Origin of the sequence: Serratia proteamaculans (assembly GCF_008830365.1) — a bacterium.
GTDB classification, from domain to species: domain Bacteria; phylum Pseudomonadota; class Gammaproteobacteria; order Enterobacterales; family Enterobacteriaceae; genus Serratia; species Serratia proteamaculans.
Map to the genome: position 1 here is coordinate 1,823,433 of NZ_WBKI01000001.1, position 20,975 is coordinate 1,844,407.

Annotated in this window: 14 protein-coding genes, 4 tRNA genes and 1 other RNA gene; 10 read left to right on the plus strand and 9 right to left on the minus strand. The window is 57.8% G+C overall.

Annotation, left to right across the window (positions count from 1 at the left end; genetic code table 11):
• Window positions 1–196: 196 nt before the first annotated feature.
• The 5 genes from F8R23_RS08600 to F8R23_RS08620 all read left to right on the plus strand — a co-directional run bounded on the left by F8R23_RS08600 (window position 197) and on the right by F8R23_RS08620 (window position 788).
• Window positions 197–272 (plus strand) — tRNA-Val (locus tag F8R23_RS08600).
• A 40-nt stretch (window positions 273–312) separates the two neighbouring features.
• Window positions 313–388 (plus strand) — tRNA-Val (locus F8R23_RS08605).
• A gap of 39 nt (window positions 389–427) precedes the next feature.
• Window positions 428–503: transfer RNA gene (locus tag F8R23_RS08610), tRNA-Val, on the plus strand.
• A 7-nt stretch (window positions 504–510) separates the two neighbouring features.
• Window positions 511–586: transfer RNA gene (locus F8R23_RS08615), tRNA-Lys, on the plus strand.
• A gap of 73 nt (window positions 587–659) precedes the next feature.
• Window positions 660–788, plus strand: a non-coding RNA gene (locus F8R23_RS08620) — RtT sRNA.
• 264 nt (window positions 789–1,052) lie between these two features.
• Here F8R23_RS08620 and dhbA read toward each other — a convergent pair.
• Genes dhbA through F8R23_RS08640 form a run of 4 tightly spaced genes read right to left on the minus strand, consistent with a single transcriptional unit; the run spans window position 1,053 to window position 5,514 of the window.
• Window positions 1,053–1,811 carry a 2,3-dihydro-2,3-dihydroxybenzoate dehydrogenase gene (gene dhbA / locus F8R23_RS08625; RefSeq protein ID WP_129936618.1) on the minus strand — a complete coding sequence of 253 codons (759 nt, stop codon included), beginning with the start codon at window positions 1,809–1,811 and terminating at the stop codon, window positions 1,053–1,055.
• Window positions 1,811–2,665, minus strand: coding sequence for an isochorismatase (locus tag F8R23_RS08630; RefSeq protein ID WP_151415483.1), 855 nt, complete (start codon window positions 2,663–2,665; stop codon window positions 1,811–1,813). The genes dhbA and F8R23_RS08630 overlap by 1 nt, the downstream gene beginning before the upstream one ends.
• A 3-nt stretch (window positions 2,666–2,668) precedes the next feature.
• Entirely contained in the window at window positions 2,669–4,297 is a 1,629-nt protein-coding gene (locus F8R23_RS08635; protein ID WP_129936620.1) for a (2,3-dihydroxybenzoyl)adenylate synthase, read from the minus strand.
• Between the two features lie 8 nt (window positions 4,298–4,305).
• Complete coding sequence (locus F8R23_RS08640) at window positions 4,306–5,514, minus strand: isochorismate synthase (RefSeq protein ID WP_129939184.1); 1,209 nt, start codon at window positions 5,512–5,514, stop codon at window positions 4,306–4,308.
• Between the two features lie 197 nt (window positions 5,515–5,711).
• On the opposite strand from F8R23_RS08640, the gene fepB reads away from it, so the two are divergent.
• The gene (gene fepB, locus F8R23_RS08645) at window positions 5,712–6,671 is read left to right on the plus strand and encodes a Fe2+-enterobactin ABC transporter substrate-binding protein (RefSeq protein WP_151415484.1); all 960 of its coding nucleotides are present in this window, start codon (window positions 5,712–5,714) and stop codon (window positions 6,669–6,671) included.
• Here the strand turns inward: fepB and entS are convergent.
• Window positions 6,658–7,926 (minus strand): enterobactin transporter EntS, encoded by a 1,269-nt coding sequence (gene entS / locus F8R23_RS08650; RefSeq protein WP_099063660.1) that lies wholly within the window; start codon window positions 7,924–7,926, stop codon window positions 6,658–6,660. The genes fepB and entS overlap by 14 nt on opposite strands.
• 261 nt (window positions 7,927–8,187) lie before the next feature.
• On the opposite strand from entS, the gene fepD reads away from it, so the two are divergent.
• The 3 genes from fepD to F8R23_RS08665 are packed head-to-tail and all read left to right on the plus strand — an operon-like array spanning window position 8,188 to window position 11,086.
• Complete coding sequence (gene fepD, locus F8R23_RS08655) at window positions 8,188–9,261, plus strand: Fe(3+)-siderophore ABC transporter permease (RefSeq protein WP_129936623.1); 1,074 nt, start codon at window positions 8,188–8,190, stop codon at window positions 9,259–9,261.
• A complete protein-coding gene (gene fepG / locus F8R23_RS08660) occupies window positions 9,261–10,286 on the plus strand; it encodes an iron-enterobactin ABC transporter permease (protein ID WP_129936624.1) in 1,026 nt (341 codons plus the stop codon). The genes fepD and fepG overlap by 1 nt, the downstream gene beginning before the upstream one ends.
• On the plus strand, window positions 10,283–11,086 hold the full coding sequence (locus F8R23_RS08665; protein ID WP_129936625.1) for an ATP-binding cassette domain-containing protein: 804 nt from the start codon (window positions 10,283–10,285) through the stop codon (window positions 11,084–11,086). Before fepG ends, F8R23_RS08665 begins: the two co-directional genes overlap by 4 nt.
• A 75-nt stretch (window positions 11,087–11,161) precedes the next feature.
• Here the strand turns inward: F8R23_RS08665 and F8R23_RS08670 are convergent, their stop codons facing one another.
• From F8R23_RS08670 to fes, 3 genes are read right to left on the minus strand one after another with little or no spacing between them, the layout of a single operon-like run.
• On the minus strand, window positions 11,162–15,106 hold the full coding sequence (locus F8R23_RS08670; RefSeq protein WP_151415485.1) for an enterobactin synthase subunit F: 3,945 nt from the start codon (window positions 15,104–15,106) through the stop codon (window positions 11,162–11,164).
• Window positions 15,107–15,138: 32 nt separating this feature from the next.
• Entirely contained in the window at window positions 15,139–15,345 is a 207-nt protein-coding gene (locus tag F8R23_RS08675) for an MbtH family protein (RefSeq protein WP_112348753.1), read from the minus strand.
• Window positions 15,320–16,690, minus strand: coding sequence for an enterochelin esterase (gene fes, locus F8R23_RS08680; RefSeq protein WP_151415486.1), 1,371 nt, complete (start codon window positions 16,688–16,690; stop codon window positions 15,320–15,322). Before fes ends, F8R23_RS08675 begins: the two co-directional genes overlap by 26 nt.
• A 327-nt stretch (window positions 16,691–17,017) precedes the next feature.
• Here fes and F8R23_RS08685 point away from each other — a divergent pair, with 327 nt between their 5' ends.
• Window positions 17,018–19,297, plus strand: a complete 2,280-nt coding sequence (locus F8R23_RS08685; protein ID WP_151415487.1) for a TonB-dependent siderophore receptor — start codon at window positions 17,018–17,020, stop codon at window positions 19,295–19,297.
• 52 nt (window positions 19,298–19,349) lie between these two features.
• Here F8R23_RS08685 and F8R23_RS08690 read toward each other — a convergent pair whose 3' ends face one another.
• Window positions 19,350–20,957, minus strand: a complete 1,608-nt coding sequence (locus F8R23_RS08690) for an ABC transporter substrate-binding protein (RefSeq protein ID WP_129936628.1) — start codon at window positions 20,955–20,957, stop codon at window positions 19,350–19,352.
• Window positions 20,958–20,975: the final 18 nt, after the last annotated feature.

The window sequence follows — 20,975 nt, forward strand, 5'->3', positions numbered from 1 at the left end:
TCCTCAACGCTGACACGATATTGCTGCCCCTGATTTCGTTATCTCTGCGGCAGGTTTCGCATAACAATGTGCAAAGATCCGTCATTGCGGGCGATAAATATCGCATCCTGTTTAAATTTGCGGCGAACGATTGAAATCATTTTAAAAACCGTTGACTCACTTTCAACTATCCCTATAATGCGACTCCAACAAGACGGGGCGATTAGCTCAGTTGGTAGAGCATCTCCTTTACACGGAGGGGGTCGGCGGTTCGAGCCCGTCATCGCCCACCATCTTGTTGAGCAGTAAAGCAGTAAGAAATGAGAAGAATGAGGGTGATTAGCTCAGTTGGTAGAGCATCTCCTTTACACGGAGGGGGTCGGCGGTTCGAGCCCGTCATCACCCACCACTCATTCTCTTGTTTGGCAGTACCCGGAAGTTCTGAAGTGGGTGATTAGCTCAGTTGGTAGAGCATCTCCTTTACACGGAGGGGGTCGGCGGTTCGAGCCCGTCATCACCCACCACTTCTGCGGGTCGTTAGCTCAGTTGGTAGAGCAGTTGACTTTTAATCAATTGGTCGCAGGTTCGAATCCCGCACGACCCACCACTACAGAAAAAGCGCCTTTTGGCGCTTTTTTCGCATCTGCAGCACAGTAATCATCTCAAACGCCTTTCTAACATAGTGCAGAGTGTCGTGCTGGATGAGAACCTGTGCAGGTTCGACAAAATTGCCCCGCCAATTTTGAACAGCGCTTGCGCTGGCCCGAAGGGTGAGGCCAAAGGCCGAATTAATCCCGCACGACCCACCACTACAGAAAAAGCGCCTTTTGGCGCTTTTTTCGCATCTGACGTCCGGAACAATTCAAAACCCCTATAACCTTCCCTTGCGACGCCAATAAAAAAGGCAATGCAAGCAGCGCCTTATGGTCATAATAACAAATAGTCATATACCCTAAATAATTCGAGTTGCAGGAAGGCGACAAAAGCGAGAATCCCGATGAGCTTACTCAAGTAAGTGATTCGGGTGAACGCTTGCAGTCAACACATCTGCAGCTTGAAGTATGACGGGTATATCAGGCCGCCAGCGTCGCTCCACCATCAATCACAATATCCTGCATAGTGATATGGCTGGCACGATCGGAAGCCAGGAACAGAATGGCATCGGCGATTTCCTGTGGTTGAGCAATTTTGCCCAACGGAATGCCCAATTTGAACTGTTCCGGGAAACCGTTGATGGTGTTTTGCTCGCCGGTTTCGTCCAGCCACATGCCACGCTGCATTGGCGTATTGGTCGAGCCCGGCGAAACCAGGTTGCTGCGCACGCCATAAGGGGCCATTTCCAGCCCCACGGTTTGGCACAGGCTGCGTAATGCCGCCTTGGAGGCGCAATAGGCCGCCATGCCGACGCGCGGCACATGGGCGGCATTGGACGCCACGCTGACAATCGCACCGCGTCGTTGGCGACGAAACACCGGCAAGGCATGGCGGAACATATTGAATGCCCCACCGGCATTGACCGCCAGACAGGCCAGCCAGTCTGCGGTGCTGGTTTCATCCGTCAGCCCCATGCGCAAAATACCGGCACCGTTGACCAGCACGTCCAAATCCCCCTGCTCCGCCAGCAAACGTCCGCACACGCGGTCTACTGCATCACTATCAGCGATATCCAGCACTTCAGTGCGGAATGGGTATTCCTGCTCACCAAAGTGCTTATCAAAGCCAACCACTTCGGCACCGGCCTGCACAAACGCCAGTGCCGTTGTCAGACCAATTCCGGCACCAGCACCAGTCACCCAGACTCGCTTACCGGCGAAATCGCCCTGCTGTCCCATCAGGCTTTCCCCTCGGACAACAACGCCCACCAGCCATCAATGGTTGGGTTCTTGGCCAGCGCGATAAAATCGATATCGCCGCGAATTTTGCGCCAGCGTGCCGCCAATTCCATGATGCGTACCGAATCCAGACCGTAGTCGATCAGGTTTTCATCGTCGCCCATGTCTTCGCTGTCTTCATCGAGGAAAGGCATGATTTGCTGACGCAGCGCAGCCTTGCTGGCAATGCCCGGCAACAGCTCGGCGGTGGTCACCACGCGACCGCAACGGCCGGCGGTATAACGCAATGACATCAGATGCTCTTCACGGGAGAAATCAGCCAGGCCGTCGGCCACCATGAACGGCTGAATATTGCGCATAAAGGCATCGAGCGCCGTAGTCATGCAGCCGATATGCGCGTAGACGCCACAGATGATCAACTGATCGCGCCCCGACTCCTGCAGAATTTCCTGCAGCGGTGAGCGGTGGAAAGCACTGTAACGCCACTTCACCAGTAGGGTATCGTCTGCTTCCGGTGCCAGAGCAGCAACCACTGCCTGCTGTTCCGGGTGCTTATTCAGACCTGGGCCCCACATGTCATTCAACAAAGCGCGATCTTCATCGCTCTGCTGATTAGGCTGCGCGGTGTAAAACACCGGGATCCCCTGGGATTTGCAGTAACGGCGCAGGTTGGCGATGTTCTCCACCACCTGTTTGATCAGCGGGCTGTCTTCACCCCAGAAATTCAGGAAATACTGCTGCATATCGTGGATCAGCAGTGCAGCGCGCTGCGGTTCCACCTTCCAGCTCACTTTGTTGGTCGGCAGTTCAGCCTGAGTCGGCAACGCGTAATCATTAAGTTTTGGAATGGCCATGACTTATTCTCCCTGGACCAGAGTCAGTTGTTGCGCCTCCAGGCGTTGGCGCAACAGTTTTTTATCCACTTTGCCAACCGGGGTGAGCGGCAGCGTATCAACCTGTATAAAGCGATCGGGTAATTTGAATTCGGCCACGCCCTCGGCGCGCAAATGGCGGCGCAGTACCACCGGTTTCAGTGCGCTGGTCGCGATAATATAGGCACAGCTTTTTTCACCCATCAGTTCGTCCGGCATGGAAACCAACGCCGCGTTGATCACTTCAGGATGACGCAACAGCAGGTTTTCGATCTCCTCGGCGGCGATCTTCTCCCCACCACGGTTGATCTGATCTTTCTGACGACCTTCAACCTTCACATAACCGTCTTCGGTCAGGCTGATCAGGTCACCGGAGCAGTAGAAGCCGTCGTCATCAAAGGCGGCGGCGTTGTGCTCTGGGCTTTGGTAATAGCCACGGAAGGTATAAGGACCACGGGTCATCAGACGTCCGGTTTCGCCCACCGGCAGCGGGTTACCCTCATCATCGGCCACCCACAGCTCGTCATCCGGCGACATCGGGCAGCCCTGGGTGGTCAGAATATGCTGGTCGTCATCGTCCAGGCGGGTGTAGTTCACCAGGCCTTCCGCCATGCCGAACACCTGCTGCAACTGGCAGCCGATCTCGGCCGGAATACGTGCCGCCAGGGTTTCTCCCAACTTGGCGCCGCCCACCTGCAGCAGCTTAAGGCTGGCCAGTTGCTGGCAACCGCCCCACTCTTCAATCGCCTGCAACCACAGCGTGACCGCCGGCGGCACCAGCGCCGTCACGTTAATCTGATGCTGCTCGATCAAACGGAAACATTGTCCGGCATCCGGATCGCTGGCAAATACCACCAGCCCGGCACCATAGAACACGCCCAAGATGCCCGGGGAGCTCATCGGATAGTTGTGGGCCACCGGCAGCGCGCACAGATAGCGGGTATCAACATCGAAATGACAAATTTCCACGCTACGGCGAATGCTGTAGTAGTAATCATTGTGGGTACGCGGGATCAGCTTTGGCGTGCCAGTGCTACCACCGGAAAGCTGGAAAAATGCCACCTGATCGGCCGGGGTTGGCGTCGCGACAAAATCACCGCTGTCTTCTTCCAGCCAGGCCGCCAGCGACTGTTCGCCCTCGGCCTGATTACGCAGTGCCACCACGCGCAGTGAAGGATGCTCAGCGTGAAAAGCCGTCAGATATTCATCGTTGCCAAACAAGCCATGCTGGCGATCGGCAATCAGCAACGCTGGTTTGATCTGTACGGCGTAGGCATTCAGCTCGTTGCGTTGATGACTGAACAGCGCATTCACCGGCACCACGCCAATTTTCAGCAACGCAAAGAAGGTCACATAGAATTCGACTACGTTGCCCAACTGCACCAGCGCAGTGTCACCGCTTTGGATGCCGCGACGCTGCAGGGCGGCGGCCAGCCGATCGGAAAGCTGATTAAGCTGGCGATAGCTCAGGTTGCGCTCCGGGTCGATCAGCGCGATGGCGTCATTTTTGGCCTGGCGAGTGATGATGTCGGTCAACGGCCGGTCGGTCCAATATCCGCGCTCACGATAACGACGGGCCAAGGCCTCAGGCCAGGGGGTAAAAGCAATACTCATGGGAATGTCTATCCTTGGTTCAGGCCAAACGCCCGCGAAATGGTACTGAGTTTGGTGCCGGTTTCATGCCACTCGGATTCCGGCGAAGAGTCTTGTACGATGCCGGCTCCGGCAAACAGTCGCACCTGATTGCCCTGCACCGTGCCGCAACGGATGGTCACTACCCACTCACCGTTACCTTCGGCGTCACACCAGCCGACGATGCCGCCAAACAGGCCGCGATCGAAAGGTTCCAACTGCTTAATCACCTGATGTGCCAACGCGGTCGGCGTACCGCACAGCGCCGGCGTCGGGTGTAACAGGCAGGCCAGCGACAGCGCATTTTCAGCGCGGCTGGCAGCTTCACCGTCGATAGGGGTCGACAGGTGCCACAGCGTGGTAGTGCTCAATAATTCAGGAACGGTAGGAATATTCAGATAACGGCAGCGTTCGGCCAGCACCTGACGCATCCCTTCGGTGACAAACTGGTGCTCATAGCGATCTTTTTCTGACACCAATAACTGCTGGCTGACTTCCAGATCCCGCTGCGGATCGGCATCACGACGGGCAGAGCCGGCCAGAGGGTTGGAGTAAAACTGCGCGCCGGATTTGCGTAGCAGCAATTCCGGGCTGGCCCCCAACAGTGCCCCCTGTTCCAGCGGGACATGGAAGTGGAAACCATGAGGATTCTGGGCGATGATACGCGCCATCAACGCTTGGCGATCTACCGGCTCGCGGGTTTCAATCTCCAGCAAGCGCGACAGCACCACTTTATCCAACTGGTCGCCACGGGTCGCTTCCACCGCATCCGCCACCATCTGCATAAAGGGTCGTTGGGCAGGCACTTCATTTTGGCGAGTAATTTCCGGCAGGGCGTCCTGCGGTGAAGCTACGCCAGCCAAATAGGCATCGCGCTCAAACCATTGAGTTTGCTGGGGAATAAACAGCGCCGAGGGCTGATGAGTGTCAAACGGGATCGCACCGCACAGTATTGGGTTTTTCACCCCCGCCAGTTTGGCCTCGGCAAAAGCATGCTGTACCGCCTGCTGGAACTCGCCCTTAAGCTGGTCCCCGTCCTGGGCCGGCAGCGTAATTTTGGCGAAGCAGCCTTGAGTACTCAGGCTACGGAAAGGAGAGGTAAAGAAAAAGCCGGAGGTCGGCGACACGCCTGCAGCAGACTGTTCGCTATCCTTGCTTTGCGGCTTCTTCTGCCCGGAACTCTTTACTGTAACGCTCATCGGTACTCCCTTTCGTATCATGAACAATAACCGGTATAATAATGATTATCATTTGTATTGAATCGCGTTAAATTACCCTCGTGAATATGCTATGTCAATAAATGTAAACAGTTCTTCCATTCATAATCGTGATATAAAACCAGCAGTTTTAATTATATAAATGATAAGTATTACTATTTAACTTCTAAGGATGCTTTATGAAGAAGAACCCGATCTTCAGCCTGGTGCTGTTTGGCCTGATGCTCATCGGTACTGCCCATGCCGCAGACGCCGGTTGGCCGCGCAAAATTGAAACTTCACACGGCGTGGTGACACTCAGCCAGCCCCCTGCGCGCATCGTTTCCACCAGCGTCACCGTCACCGGTACCCTGCTGGCGATCGACGCTCCGGTGATCGCCAGTGGCGCCACCACGCCCGGCAACCGTCTGGCGGACTCACAGGGCTTCTTCCATCAATGGGGCGCTATCGCGGCACAGCGCGGTGTTAAGCGTCTGTATATCGGCGAACCCAACGCAGAAACCATTGCCGGCGAAGCCCCCGATCTGATTATCATCTCGGCCACCGGTGCCGATTCCGCCCTGCGCCTGTACGATCAGCTCTCCGCCATTGCCCCGGTGCTGGTGGTCAATTACGACGACAAAAGCTGGCAGGCACTGGCGACCGAACTGGGTCAGGCTACCGGGCATGAAGTTCAGGCACAGAAAGTCGTCAGTGATTTCGATGCGCGTAAAAAATCACTGAAGCAGCGTATGAAACTGCCGGAACAACCGATTTCCGCCCTGGTCTTCAACGCCGATGGCAAATCCGCCAACCTGTGGACCGCCGCATCGTCCCAGGGGCAGATGCTCAAGCAGTTGGGTTTTACCCTGGCACCGCTACCGGCCAAGCTGAACAACAGCCGCAGCATGGGAATGCGTAAGGACATTATTCAACTGAGCGGTGAAAACCTGGCGGAAGGCCTGAACGGCCAGACGCTGATGCTGTTCGCCAACAACGACAGCGATGTCCAGCGTCTGATGGCCAATCCTTTCCTGGCGGACCTGCCGTCGGTGCAGCACAAGCGGGTTTACGCGCTGGGGAGTGACACCTTCCGACTGGATTACTACAGCGCCAGCAACCTGCTGACGCTGTTGGAAACACAGTTTATTTCTCAGTAGATTCTGCGGCGGGCTGGAGATCGCTTTCTTGCCCGCCACGGCCCACCTGACGCAGACCGCGCATCGCAAAAGCCAACACCACACCGAGCAGCGCCACGCCAAAACCAAAGCTGGTTGAGGTCATCGCCGGCAGCATAAACGCCCCCATGGCCCCCAGCAACAGCGCGCCCAAGGCGTCACCCACCACGTTTTGCGCCGTCCACAAGCCATTGATACGTCCGAGAAACGCATCCGGCGTCAGGTTCTGGATCAACCCGTACTGCAGCAGTGAATTCAGCGCGCTCAGATAACCGAAGACCACCAGGAAAAACAGCGCCAGGCCATACCACGGCATCAAACCGAACAGGCCGATAGCGACAAAAGCGCCAATCGCCGTCATCAGCATCATCCAACCCGGCCGCGCCACGTGGGCTACACGGCCACTGGTAAAGGCACCAATCGCTGCTCCCAGCGGCACGGCGGAATACATAAAGCCCAACTGCGCCGCACTGACCTGCCACATGCCGGACATGGCCGGATACAGCACCCGCACCGCGCTGGCCATGGTCAACAGTGCGCCAATCAGCGCCACCATACCAATTACCCGGTTACGGAACAGGAAACCAAAGCCCCCGGCCAGCGCACGTAGTGGGTGCTCACGTGGCTGCGGGGGTGGCAACAACTGCGGCAGGCGCAGCAACGGGATCAGCGTCAGCAAGGTGCCAAACGCCGCCAGACCGTAGTTCCAGGCCACGCCGGCGTTGGCGATCACCAGCCCCCCGATCGCCGGGGAGAGGATCGAGCCAAAACGCACCGTCAACATGCTGATAGCCCCGGCCTGCACGATATTTTCACGCCCCACCAGTGCCGGTGTGGCCGCCAACAGCGCCGTAACGCCAACCGCACCGAAGAAGCCGTCCCAGACGGCCAGCAGGTAAATCAGCGTTAATGAGGGAGCAGGCAACGCGGCGTTCAGGCACAGACCGACAAAACCGATGCCGCAGGTGGAGCGGGCGAACAAAATCAGGCGACGGCGCTCATAACGATCGGCCAGCACGCCCCCCATCAGCAAACCGGCAAACATGCCGCTGCCCGCCAGCGTCACGGACAAACCAACCAGCAACGTCGACCCGGTCAAGGCCTGGATCTGCACCGGGATAGCAATGGCCATCAACCCCAGCGCTAAAATGGAAATAAAACGCGCGCAAAAAACGGCACGAAACGCGCCATTGGTCTTAAGCAGGCCAAAATCAAGCAAAATAGAGGGCTTACTCATGAGCTTTCTCACCACAACTAAAGAAAAAGGGGCAGCGTCCATAGCCAAAATAATTGGAGTTGAATCAAGGCGGCAACTAAGCGTATCCCCAGGAACGTACCGGAAGTACGTGATTGGGGTAAGTGCAGGCAGCCAACACAGATGCAGCTTCAAGAATGAAGGGTATATGCTGCAATAGCGAAGGGACTCATGATACCATAGATGAAAGCAATCAATAATGATAATAAAACTCATTTATATTCAATTGAATAATGGATTGGTATGTTACGGATTACACGCCCAGGCACACAGCCCGTCCCCGCTCCCCAGGAGCGTCTTATTGGCGGCACTTCCCGTTCATTTCGTCGCAGGCTTTTTGGCCTGCTGATTGCCTTTTGTGCATTGCTGGGCGTGATGCTACTCAGCCTATCACTTGGCGCTAAATCAATTCCCTTCGACACGGTTATCCAGGCGCTGAACGGCCAGTGCAGCGGTGCAGACTGCACCATCATTACCAACGCCAGGCTGCCACGTACGCTGGTGGGCGTGCTGGCCGGTATCGCACTGGGCCTGTCCGGCGTACTGATGCAAACCCTCACCCGCAACCCCCTGGCCGATCCGGGCATTCTCGGGGTTAACGCCGGTGCGGGCTTTGCCGTGGTACTGGGGATCACCTTCTTTGGTGCTGCCGACGTCAGCCAATATCTGTGGTTTGCCTTTGCCGGTGCGATGTTCGCTGCGCTGCTGGTGGCGCTGATCGGCGCTTTGGGCGGCAGCAGCCTTAACCCGGTACGTCTGACGCTGGCCGGTGTCGCGCTGGCCGCGGTGCTGGAAGGCATGACCTCCGGGATTTCCCTGCTGAACCCACTGGTGTTCGATCAGCTCCGTTTTTGGCAGGCCGGTTCGCTGGATATTCAAAATATGCAGGTGGTGCGTACCGTCACCCTGCCGATCCTGCTGGGTACGCTGATTACCCTGTGGTTGAGCAAGTCACTGAACAGCCTGAGCATGGGTAATGAATTGGCCACCGCACTGGGCACCGGTATTGTGCGTACCCAGTTGCTGGGTCTGCTGGCGATTACCTTGCTGTGTGGCGGTGCCACTGCCGCCGTCGGCCCGATTGCCTTTGTCGGTCTGATGATGCCGCACATCGCCCGGCGGCTGGCCGGTTCCGAGCTGCACTGGATGCTGCCATGGACGCTGGTATTAACCCCCATCCTGCTGCTGAGCGCCGATCTGATCGGCCGCTTCCTGGTGGCCGGTGAACTGCGCGTTTCCATCGTCACCGCTCTGATTGGCGCCCCCCTGCTGATCATGTTGGTGCGGCAACGCCATATGTTCAGGAGGCAGCGCTAATGGCGATGTCCGCGGCCCGCCTGATGGCCAACCACAAAATGCGCGCCCTTTCGCGTCCGGCGCTGACTGCGCTGCTACTGTTGCTGGCCGTGCTGGCGCTGGCGATTTACGCTCTGGGTTCCGGTGCTCTGTCGCTGACCGCCTCGCAGGTGATCGACGCCTTGCGCGGTAAAGGCCCGGCCAACCTGGCGGTGATCGTCACCCAATGGCGTTTACCACGCGTGGTGATGGCACTGCTACTGGGGGCGGCACTGGGCATCAGCGGTGCCATTTTCCAGTCGATACTGCGCAACCCGCTCGGCAGCCCGGACGTGATTGGCTTTAATACCGGCGCTTACAGCGGCGTGCTGGTGGCCATAGTGCTGTTTAACGGCGGCGTTTTCGGCATCACTTCCGGGGCGCTGGTCGGGGGTCTGTTGACCGCCGCGCTGATTTATCTGCTGGCCTGGCGCAACGGCGTTGAGTCTTTCCGTTTGATTATCGTCGGCATTGCCGTCCGCGCCCTGCTGGTGGCGGGGAATACTTGGCTTATCATCAGCGCCTCGCTGGAATCCGCCATGACCGCCGGACTGTGGAGCGCCGGTTCACTCAACGGCGTGAACTGGGCGAAAAGCCTGCCAGTGTTGGTGGTGTTCGCGCTGTGCTGCCTGCTGTTACTGACACTGTCCCGCCGTATGCGGCTGCTGGAAATGGGTGATGATACCGCCTGCGCACTCGGCGTACCGGTAGAACGCTCGCGCGTTATGTTGCTGCTGATCGGCGTGTTGCTGACGGCCGCCGCGACCGCCGTGGCCGGGCCGATCTCCTTTATTGCGCTGGTGGCCCCGCAGATTGCGCGACGCCTGTGTGCCAACCGCAGCGTACTGCTGCTGACGGCCCTGATCGGTGCCCTGCTGTTGCTGCTCGCCGATGTCGTTGCACAGCGCCTGTTTATGCCTTATCAGCTGCCGGTCGGAGTGTTGACCGTCAGCCTGGGCGGCATTTATCTGATTTGGCTATTAATCCGTGAGTCACGTAAAAAATGAATGCTGAACCCCTGCAGCCCGCGCCGCTACGCGCCGAGCATCTGACGCTCGGCTACGACAAAAAAATTGTCGCCAACGACCTGTCCGTCTCTATCCCGCACGGCGAACTGACGGTGATTATCGGGCCGAACGCCTGCGGTAAATCGACCCTGCTACGTACCCTCAGCCGCCTGATGCAGCCGCAGGCCGGCGCAGTCTGGCTGAACGGCAAACAAATCAGCGAATACGCCACCAAAGAGGTGGCGCGCCAGTTGGGATTATTGCCACAAAGCTCGACCGCACCGGGTGATATCACCGTGTTTGATCTGGTGGCCCGTGGTCGCTATCCGCATCAGCGCCTGTTCAGTCGCTGGAGTGAGGAAGATCAACAGGCGGTAGACCAGGCAATGCGCTCCACCGGCGTATTCGAACTGGCCGAACAACCGGTCGATACGCTCTCCGGCGGACAACGTCAGCGGGTGTGGATCGCGATGGTACTGGCGCAGCAAACGCCACTGCTGCTGCTGGATGAGCCGACCACCTGGCTGGATATCACCCACCAGATCGACCTGCTGGAGCTGATGCGTCAGTTAAACCGTGAAAACGGCCATACGCTGGTGGTGGTGCTGCACGATCTCAACCATGCCTGCCGCTACGCCACGCATCTGATTGCCATGCGCGACGGTAAGGTGGTGGCCGAAGGGGCGCCGAAGGATATTGTGACCGCGGAACTGATCGAAGAGGTGTACGGCCTGCGCTGCATGATCATTGACGATCCGGTTTCGCATACGCCGTTGGTGGTACCACTGGGTAAGTCATAAATATTGTAGGGGCCCAGCATGCTGGGCCCGCGTTAATCGGGGCGAATCTATTCGCTCCCTACCCGTCACTGGGTATTACAACGCTCTTAGAATACGGTTCAGCAACGGTCCCAACACCTTGAACGACGTTGGTGAAACGATATCTACGTGCGCACAATCCAGCTCATGCACCTGCAAGGCATCGACGTATTGCGACCAGGTCTGCTGCACGTCCATCCCTTCCTGCAATGTCTGACGCGCGACAAACAGCGTCGCCTGCCCTTTAAAGTTCGCCGTATGAGTCGCCGAAAGCAGGCGCACTGAATCGGCATAGTTGGCTTCGATATTATCGAACATCGCCACCCGGGTTTCACCCAATGCAGGATCCAACGCATCCTCGGAAACTGCCAGGAACTGCTGACGCTCGCGCTGGACCTCTTTGAGCACGTTATCATCCAGCATCACGTCCCAGTTCTGCGTTTCCGGCGGATAGGTATCCAGCAGCCCAAGGAAGGCCACCTCTTCACCCCGCGCCTGCAACCTGGCGGCAATGCCCTGCGCCAATGTGCCACCCAGTGAGTAACCGATAAAGTGGTACGGGCCCTGCGGCTGCACCTGCAATACCGTCTCCAGATGTGCATCGCAGACCTGATCCATATCCTCGCTCAGCGCCAGCGGACCACCTGGCCGTGGTGACTGAATACCCACCAGCGACCAATGCTGATCGATATAGCGCGGCAATACGCTGAACTGCCAGGAGAATCCGGATGCCGGATGCAGACAGAACAACGTTGGGCCTTCCGTGGTACGTAACGGCAGTACGCTGTCGAAACCGGTCTGATCGGCCTCTTCCTGCGTGCGCTCTTCCGCCAGCAGCTGCGCCAACTGTTCCACCCGGGAAGCCACCATCACCTGCCCTACCGAGACCGCTTTACCCAGCTCACGGCGCAGCTCCGCCGCCAGGCGCATCGCCAGCAGCGAGTGACCACCGAGGGCAAAGAAATCGTCGTCGGCAAACACGGTTTCACGCTGCAGCAGACGGGCGAACACCGCAGCAATCGCCGTTTCCAGCCCGGCTCCGGGTTCACGCCCGGCGGCTCTGACACCGCTCTGTGGTTGCGGCAGCGCTTTGCGATCCAGCTTGCCATTGGCACTCAGCGGCAAGGATTCCATCTCGACCAACGCCACCGGCACCATATGTGGCGGCAAACGATCGGCCAGCGCGGCTCGCAGCACCTCCAGATCGAGGCGCACACCGGGCTGCGCCACCAGATAGCCTACCAGTTGACGGGCATCGCCACCGGCCGGATCTGTCGGCGTATTATCCAGCACCAGCGCATGAGTCACCGCCTGCTTGATGCCCGGTAATGACAGCAACGCATGATCGATTTCACTCAGTTCTATACGTTGACCACGAATTTTTAGCTGATCGTCGCTGCGGCCGAGGTATTCCACTTCGCCCCCCGGTAACCAGCGTGCGACGTCGCCCGTGCGATACATCCGCCCACCGTCACCTTCCGGATCGGCCACAAAGCGGCTGGCGGTCAGTTCTGGTCGGCCCAGATAGCCGTGCGCCAGCTGTACACCGGTGAGATACAAATCACCCGCGACACCCGGCGGCACCGGCCGCAAGCGTGCGTCGAGAATGCGCAGACCGGTGTTCCATACCGGCAGACCAATAGGCACGTTAGCCCCGGTGACGGCGGCCAACGCCTCGCCCCAGGCCGGATGCCAACTGACGTCTACCGCCGCTTCGGTCGGGCCGTACAGGTTATGCAACGGCACCGCGGTGCGGCTTTGCCACAGGCGGCACAGCTCGGCCGGCAAGGCTTCACCACTGCAGAACACCTGCCGCAACGGCGCACAACACGCCACCGCCTGCCGAGTGTCCAATGCACCGACAAAGGCCGCCAGCATCGAAGGCACAAAGTGCATAGTGGTGACCCGATATCGGTCAATCAGTTGCAGCAACTGTTCCGGATCGCGATGCGCCTCCGGCGGTGCCATCACCAACTGGGCACCCACCATCAGCGGCCAGAAGAACTCCCACACCGAGACGTCAAAACTGCAGGGGGTTTTCTGCAACACTACATCGCCCGCGGCCATCGGATACTGATGCTGCATCCACAGCAGACGGTTGACGATCGCCTGATGCCCCACCAGCACACCTTTCGGCCGCCCGGTTGAGCCGGAGGTAAAGATAATGTAGGCCGGATGATGCGGCGTTGGCCCACTGAGCACCACGTCCGCCGCGCTGCCTGCGGCCAGCGGTGCGTCATACAGCAAGATCTCACCCTGACCGGAAAAACGCGCCTGCTGGCTGGCTTCGGTGATAATCAGGCGTGGCGCGGCATCTTCCAGCATCATGCTAAGGCGTTCGTCAGGATAACCGGTGTCCAGCGGCAAATAAGCCGCCCCGGCCTCGACGATGGCCATTAATGCCAGCGACAAAAACACCGACCGTGGCAAGGCAACGGCGACGATATCGCCGGGCTGCACGCCCTGTGCCGTCAGTTGACGCGCTAACGCAGTGACCTGTTCACGGGTCTCGCGGTAGTTGAATTGGTATTGCGCATCGGCCAGCGCCGGGGCATCCGGGGTTTTCTGTGCCTGTTCCGCCAGCAGGCCGCTGAGGGTTTGCGGCGCCACTGGATGAGCGGTGTCGTTAACCCGGGCCAACAATTGGCGATCCTGCTCGGTGAGCAAATCGGCTTCACCGATCGGCATCTGTGGCTGTGCCGCAAACTGGCGCAGCAACAGCGGCAGGCGTTGCAGATGCGCCGCCAGCTCATCCGGCTGATAACGCTCGGCATTAGCCAGCAGATCAACCTTCAGCGTACCGGCCTCATCGAGGTACAACGCGATTTCCAGGTCACGCACCGGCCCGGAGGCCAGCTCATGGGTAATGCCTTCGATATCACCGAAATCCAATTGGAAATCGAACATCTTAAAGTTGAAAACGGTGCCGTACAGCGGCTGGGCATCGCCAATCCGCCCCAGATCACGCTGCACCTGTTCCGCCTCGTAACGCTGATGACGACGGACACTTTTCAGTTCTCGGCCGATATTGCCGGCGACCTCGCTCAGTGTCGCCTGAGGATCGAGGTGCATTTCGATCGGCAATACGTTAATCACCGGTCCATTGGCACACAGTGCCGCCGAACCGGTGCGGCGCATAAAGATAAAACCGGCACTGAAGCTGGCGTGGCCGCTCAGGCGAGACACCCACAGCGCCACCAATGCCAGCGCCATATCTGCCACGCTGAACTGCTGCAGACCGGCGTTCACAAGTTGACTAAAGTCCTGGCGGTCACACAGCTGTGATAACCGATGAATGCGGGTGGTCGGCGTTTGGCCGGCCAACGGCTGTGGACAGAGCGTGGCCGGGGTCGGCAACTGCTGCGCCTTGTTCAGCCAAAAGGCCGCATCGCGTTGACAGGTAGGCGACTGGGCGTAGCGTTGATACTCTTCAACCACTTCGCTGAAGGCGCTAAACGGCGTCGGGTCCGGCTGTTCATTACGCAACGTTCGGGTATAAATATGAGCAATTCTGCGGGCAATGGCGGTGAAACTGAAGCCATCGACCAAAATATGGTGATAACGCTGATACCAGAACCAGCGCCGATCCGACAGGAGGATCAACATATGGCGGTACAGCGCATTGCCGCTGCCGATGCGTAAATCACCTGACATATCCAGTTGCATCAAGGCGCGTGCTGCAACGCCTGCGTCAGGAGAATCACGCAGATCAATAAACTCGACCGGCAGGATCGCCAGCGCCGGGTCATGCCACTGCATCGGCACCCCGTCACGCTCTGCAAAACGGAACTGCAAGGTATCCACTTCGGACAGCCCCTGCGCAATCGCCTGTAGCAGACAATCCTGGTCCAGCGGGCCGTTCAGCTCAATGAAGTGGGAAACCGCATAGGCATTGGCATGCGGTGAAATTTGATCGGCAACCCAGATCCCGGGCTGCGCGGCGACCAACGGCAGCTCAGTGGCGAGTTGCTGTTCGGACGATAATAAAATGCTGTCTGACAAGGGACTGACTCCTGTTTTCGGGACTAATGCCATCACGCCTTACGCAGTGATGCGGGCCGCATATCCTGCCAATGTTGTTCCAGCCACAGCACGCACAGCGGCCGGGTCGCCGGGCCGAATACCGGCGTCCACCCCGCCGGTACTGCGCTGAAATCCGGCCACAGGCTGTATTGCCGTTGGTCATTCTGCACAATCAGGCAGATTTGTTGTTCGTCATCGAACGGGTTCAGAGTTTCCATCACGGACTCCTTGGATGGTGAAGGTTAGCTTGGCCGAAGGAGCAGGAACGTGATCTGCCCACAGCGTCTGTAGCCCATCGATCAGACCGCCACGCCAGCACAGGTGATCATGCCCACCCGCTACCACCCGGTATTGCACCCGATGTCCGGCGTCACGCAGCAATGCCGCCATTTGGTCGTTCACTCGGCGCGCTACTTTTTCGTGCACGCCAGCCTCCATAAACACCTTCAGCTTACCCTTGCCGACGCCCTGCTCAACCTGATGCAGCAACCAGCCGGCATCGGCGGGTATCTCTTCACGCTGATACATATCGCGACGTGGCCACCAGAAGGAGCCAGACTGGCTGATAACGCCGCCGAAGCACTGTGGCCAGTGCAAGCCGGCATACAGCGATGACAGGCCGCCAAAACTCTGGCCGCACACTAACGTCGTGGCCGGATCACTGCGGTGAGGCGCCCATTCGGCCACCTGCGGCAGCAGTTCTTCTTGCACCGCCAGCCAGAAATCTTCATTGCAGGCCAGTTCCTGACTACGGTGTTTCAGGCTGATGATGTCGATCAGCAGATAAACCGCTTCCGGCAGTTTGCCTTCGCGGGTCAACTGCATCAGCGGATCCCAGACCGGCATGTTGCTCGACCAGAATTGCCCGTCCAGCATTACCGCCAGCGGCCGTTGCGCCGGGTTGCTGTCGCCGGTGGTGTAAACCCAGACGTTACGGGTATTACCCAGTCGCTCGCTGTGCCAACTATGACGCTGCAGTCGCGCAGGCGGCGCTGGCGTACAGCGCCCACTGGCCACGGCGTAGCGATCAAAATCCAGCCAGGCCGGTTGCGATGGGGCCTCCGGCATATGCAGCCCGGACAGCACATTGCCGCCAACACCGGTCCATGAACGATGGGGATTAAGCAGATCCTGAGTCGCACCGGCAAACACCTGATGCCACCAGTGACGGATTGAATGCATATTGGCGTGCGCATCGTCACCACTGTTTTCCAGCGGGCGGTCGTCCATACAGGGGATAAAGCAGTAACTGCCACGCCAGTCCGCGCTCAGCTCAGTTTGCCAATACCAGACGTCGGTGCCTTCCAGTCGTTGTAGGCTCTGTGGCGGCGACGACTGATGGTGGTCGGTCAGGCAATTGATGTGGATCCAAACGCGTTGATAGGCTGAAGTGAGCTCACATCCCTGCGGATCGCGCCATAAAAATGTGACCTTCCCTCGCCCATCCCCCAGCAGCTCCACCAGCGGCGTGCCGCGTTTGGCGATATTCAGCCACCATCCATGGCGCCCGGCGTGCTTGCTCGATAATAATCTGCTGCTTTCTGACTCGGATTTTGTTTTCAAAACGCCTATTCACTTTTTAGCTGGCAGCTTCAGGAAAGCCGGTAAATTCGCGGCGCGAGGCGCTGCCCAAGAAAACCGTAAACCGAATACTATTGATAATTATTTGCGTTTGCAATAGTGTGTGTAGGCCCGCAAACGGGGCAGGTATTCTTCAACAGGGATGGATACCGGGTTTTAGCGCTGAATCCAATGTCGGTATCGGTGTCGTCGCGTCTCGGCCGGCTGGATTTTTATTTTCGAAAACACAAAAACTACAACCGCCCTTCTCTCCGCCGGTGGCCTACAGCTTGGGTGCCCCGGGAAAGGCAGCAAGGTAGGAACACTCACATGAACCGCAAATTGTCTCGTTATTCCTTAGCCACACTCATCGGGTTAGGATTAGGCGCGTCCGCCTTTGCGCACGCCGCACAGCAAACAGAAACCACCGCAGAAACAGACTCCGTCGCCAAAAATAAAAAAGAAGCCGCCGAAGACACCATTGTTGTCACCGCTGCCAAGCAGAACCTGCAGGCACCGGGCGTTTCTACCATCAGCGCCGACGAAATCAAAAAGCGCCCACCGGCGCGCGATATCAGTGAACTGATCCGCACCATGCCCGGCGTTAACCTGACCGGCAACTCCACCAGTGGCCAGCGCGGCAACAACCGCCAGATCGATATTCGTGGCATGGGTCCGGAAAATACCCTGATCCTGATCGACGGCAAACCCGCTACCAGCCGTAATTCGGTGCGCCAGGGCTGGCGTGGCGAACGTGATACCCGTGGCGATACCGCCTGGGTACCACCGGAGATGATTGAACGCATCGAAGTGCTGCGCGGCCCGGCGGCAGCACGCTACGGCAACGGTGCCGCCGGCGGCGTCGTCAACATCATCACCAAGAAGAACACCAAAGAGCTGCACGGCTCGTTAAATGCCTACTTCAACGTCCCGCAGCACAAGCAAGAAGGCTCTACCAAGCGTACCGACTTCAGCCTGTCAGGTCCGTTGACCGACGAGCTAAGCTTCCGCCTGTTTGGCGGCTACAGCAAAACTCAGGCCGATGCCTGGGATATCAACGAATCACACAAATCCGCGCGTGTGGGCGCTTATGCCAGCAGCACACCCTCCGGACGTGAAGGCGTAGAAGACAAAAACATCGATGCCATGCTGCACTGGGACTTTGCTCACTTGCAGTCACTGGAGTTTGAGTATGCCTACGGTCGCCAGGGCAACCTGTATGCCGGGGATACCCAAAACACCAACTCCAACGCGCTGGTGCAAAGCAACTACGGCAAAGAGACCAACCGTATTTACCGTGAAACCTTCGGCCTCAACCACCGTGGTGCCTGGGATAACGGCGTCAGCACCAACAACTATATTCAGTTCGAACGCACGCGTAATACCCGTCTGAACGAAGGCCTGGCCGGCGGTACCGAAGGCATCTTCGATACCAAAAACGAGGGTTTCGGCACCACCAAGCTGGACGATTTCCTGGCGCACAGCGAAGTCAGCGTGCCATTCGAACTGGGCGTGACGCAAACCGCCACGGTCGGGACCGAGTGGAATCAACAGAAGATGAAGGACGGCTCTTCCACCAGCCAAACTCAGATGGGCGGCACCATTCCAGGCCAAGACACCGGCACCCGTAGCCCTTACGCCTCCGCGCATATCTTCTCGCTGTTTGCCGAAGACAATATGGAGCTGACTGACAGCACCATGCTGACACCGGGCCTACGTTACGACCTGCACTCCGAGGCCGGCAACAACTGGAGCCCGTCACTGAACCTGTCGCAGGAACTGGGCGACTTCTTCACCCTGAAGATGGGCATCGCCCGTGCCTATAAGGCACCAAACCTGTACCAGACCAACCAAAACTATTTGCTCTACAGCAAGGGGCAAGGTTGTTCGTCCAGCGACGTCAAAAATGGCTGTTACCTGCTGGGTAACGACGATCTGAAAGCGGAAACCAGCGTCAACAAAGAGATTGGTCTGGAATTTCATAACGACGGCTGGCTGGCCGGCGTGACCTATTTCCGTAACGACTACCACAACAAAATTGAAGCGGGCAACTCCCGAATCGACACCAGCAGCACCGGTACCGCCATTTACCAGTGGGAAAACGTGCCTAAAGCGGTAGTACAGGGGCTGGAAGGGTCGTTGAACGTGCCGGTGAGCGAGACCGTTTCCTGGACCAACAATGCCACCTACATGATTGAAAACAAGAATAAGACGACCGGTGATTACCTGTCGATTATTCCTGAGTTCACCATCAACTCGACCCTGAGCTGGCAGGCAACCCAGGAGCTGTCGATGCAATCGACCCTGACCTGGTACGGCCGCCAGAAACCGAAGAAGTATAACTACCAGGGTAAGCCGGTTAGCGGCACCGAAACCAAGGAAGTCAGCCCTTACGCCGTAGTGGGCGCCAGCGCCACCTATGATGTGACCAAGAACATCAGCCTGACCGCCGGTATCGACAACCTGTTCGATAAACGCCAGTTCCGTGAAGGTAACTCGCAGAACGTGGGTGATCCAACCACCGGCGCGATTAACATCGCCGGCGCAGGGGCAGCCACCTACAACGAACCGGGCCGGACTTACTATATGAGCGTGAATACCCATTTCTAACGGTGGGATAAATCGGTAATGATACGGGGGCTGCCATGCAGCCCCCGTTTATTTATTTCTCCAGCGAAACCTGTTTGAAGATGTGCTTGCCAAACGGGTCGATCTCGTAACCTTTCACTTCTTTGCGCACCGGTTCAAAAATGGTTGAGTGGGCAATCATCATTGCCGGCATTTGGTCATGCATCATCACCTGCGCCTGCTGATACATCGCCACCCGTTTGGCGTGGTCATTCTCTTCACGCGCCTGCAAAATCAGCTTATCAAAGGGTGGATAGCACCACTTGGCCGAGTTCGAACCCCCATTGGCCGACACGCAGGTAAACAGCGGGCCGAAGAAGTTATCCGGATCGCCGTTGGCAGTGGTCCAACCCATCAATGCCGCCTGATGTTCACCGTTTTTTATCCGCTGCAGGTACTCACCCCACTCGAAGGTGACAATCTTGGCCTTCACGCCGATCTTCGCCCAATCGGCCTGGATCATCTCCGCCATGCGCTTGGCATTCGGGTTGTACGGTCGTTGTACCGGCATCGCCCACAGATCAATAGCGAAGCCCTGGCCCAGCCCGGCCTCCTGCAACAACTGTTTGGCTTTTTCCGGTGAGTACGGATAGTCCTCAATTTTATCATTGCTGCCCCACTGGGTCGGTGGCAGCAGGTTCTTCGCCGGCTGCCCCGCGCCGTGGAACACCGCTTCGAGAATAGCCGGCTTGTTCACCGCCAGAGCCAACGCCTGCCGTACCTTGAGGTTATCCAACGGCTTTTTCTGGGTGTTGAACGCCAGGAAACCGATGTTCAACCCGGATTTCTCCATCAACTGGATATTTTTGTCCTCACGCATGCGCGTCAGATCCGCCGGGTTGGGGAACGGCATAACCTGGCATTCATTCTTTTGCAGCTTGGCGAAGCGCACCGCCGCATCCGGGGTGATCGAGAACACCAAGCGGTCAATCTTCGGTTTACCCTCCCAATACTGATCGAACGCCTTGTAGAGGATCTTCGCATCCTTCTGGTACTGCACCAACTGGAAGGGGCCGGTACCGACAGGATCGTTATCCACCCGCTGCGGGGTGCCGGCTTTCAGCATCGCATCGGCATATTCGGCGGATAGAATAGTGGCGAAATACATGCCGAGATCGGCCACAAACGGCGCTTCTGCGCGCGAAAGTTCAAAGCGCACAGTGTTGTCATCCACTTTGACAATCTGGTTGATCAGCGAACCAAACTCCATCGATTCGAAGTTGGTGTAAGCCCCGTTGGAGACGTTGTGATAAGGGTTATTGGCATCTTTTTGCCGCATAAAGGAGAAGATGACATCGTCGGCATTGAAGTCACGGGTGGGAGTAAAGTATTTGTTGCTCTGAAACTTCACGCCTTTACGCAGATGAAAGGTGTAATTCTTGCCGTCTTCGCTCACCTGCCAGCTTTCCGCCAGGCTCGGTTGCAGCTCGACGGTACCGGTTTTGAAATCCACCAGCCGGTTGTAAATCGTCGCCGAACTGGCATCGACCGTCGGGCCGGAGGTAAACAGCTGCGGATTGAAACCTTCCGGCGAGCTTTCGGAACAATAAACCAGCGTGCTGGCACGCGCGCCCCCCATCACCGCCAGGGCCAATAATCCCAGCGTCATTGTTATCGCTTTTGCTTTTGATTTCTGATTCATCGTGCCATCCCCAGAGTA

Coding starts and splice junctions, on each gene's coding strand:
- dhbA (WP_129936618.1), bottom strand. CDS start 1,811: ATGGGACAGCAGGGCGATTTCGCCGGTAAGCGAGTCTGGGTGACTGGT.
- F8R23_RS08630 (WP_151415483.1), bottom strand. CDS start 2,665: ATGGCCATTCCAAAACTTAATGATTACGCGTTGCCGACTCAGGCTGAA.
- F8R23_RS08635 (WP_129936620.1), bottom strand. CDS start 4,297: ATGAGTATTGCTTTTACCCCCTGGCCTGAGGCCTTGGCCCGTCGTTAT.
- F8R23_RS08640 (WP_129939184.1), bottom strand. CDS start 5,514: ATGAGCGTTACAGTAAAGAGTTCCGGGCAGAAGAAGCCGCAAAGCAAG.
- fepB (WP_151415484.1), top strand. CDS start 5,712: ATGAAGAAGAACCCGATCTTCAGCCTGGTGCTGTTTGGCCTGATGCTC.
- entS (WP_099063660.1), bottom strand. CDS start 7,926: ATGAGTAAGCCCTCTATTTTGCTTGATTTTGGCCTGCTTAAGACCAAT.
- fepD (WP_129936623.1), top strand. CDS start 8,188: ATGTTACGGATTACACGCCCAGGCACACAGCCCGTCCCCGCTCCCCAG.
- fepG (WP_129936624.1), top strand. CDS start 9,261: ATGGCGATGTCCGCGGCCCGCCTGATGGCCAACCACAAAATGCGCGCC.
- F8R23_RS08665 (WP_129936625.1), top strand. CDS start 10,283: ATGAATGCTGAACCCCTGCAGCCCGCGCCGCTACGCGCCGAGCATCTG.
- F8R23_RS08675 (WP_112348753.1), bottom strand. CDS start 15,345: ATGGAAACTCTGAACCCGTTCGATGACGAACAACAAATCTGCCTGATT.
- F8R23_RS08685 (WP_151415487.1), top strand. CDS start 17,018: ATGAACCGCAAATTGTCTCGTTATTCCTTAGCCACACTCATCGGGTTA.
- F8R23_RS08690 (WP_129936628.1), bottom strand. CDS start 20,957: ATGAATCAGAAATCAAAAGCAAAAGCGATAACAATGACGCTGGGATTA.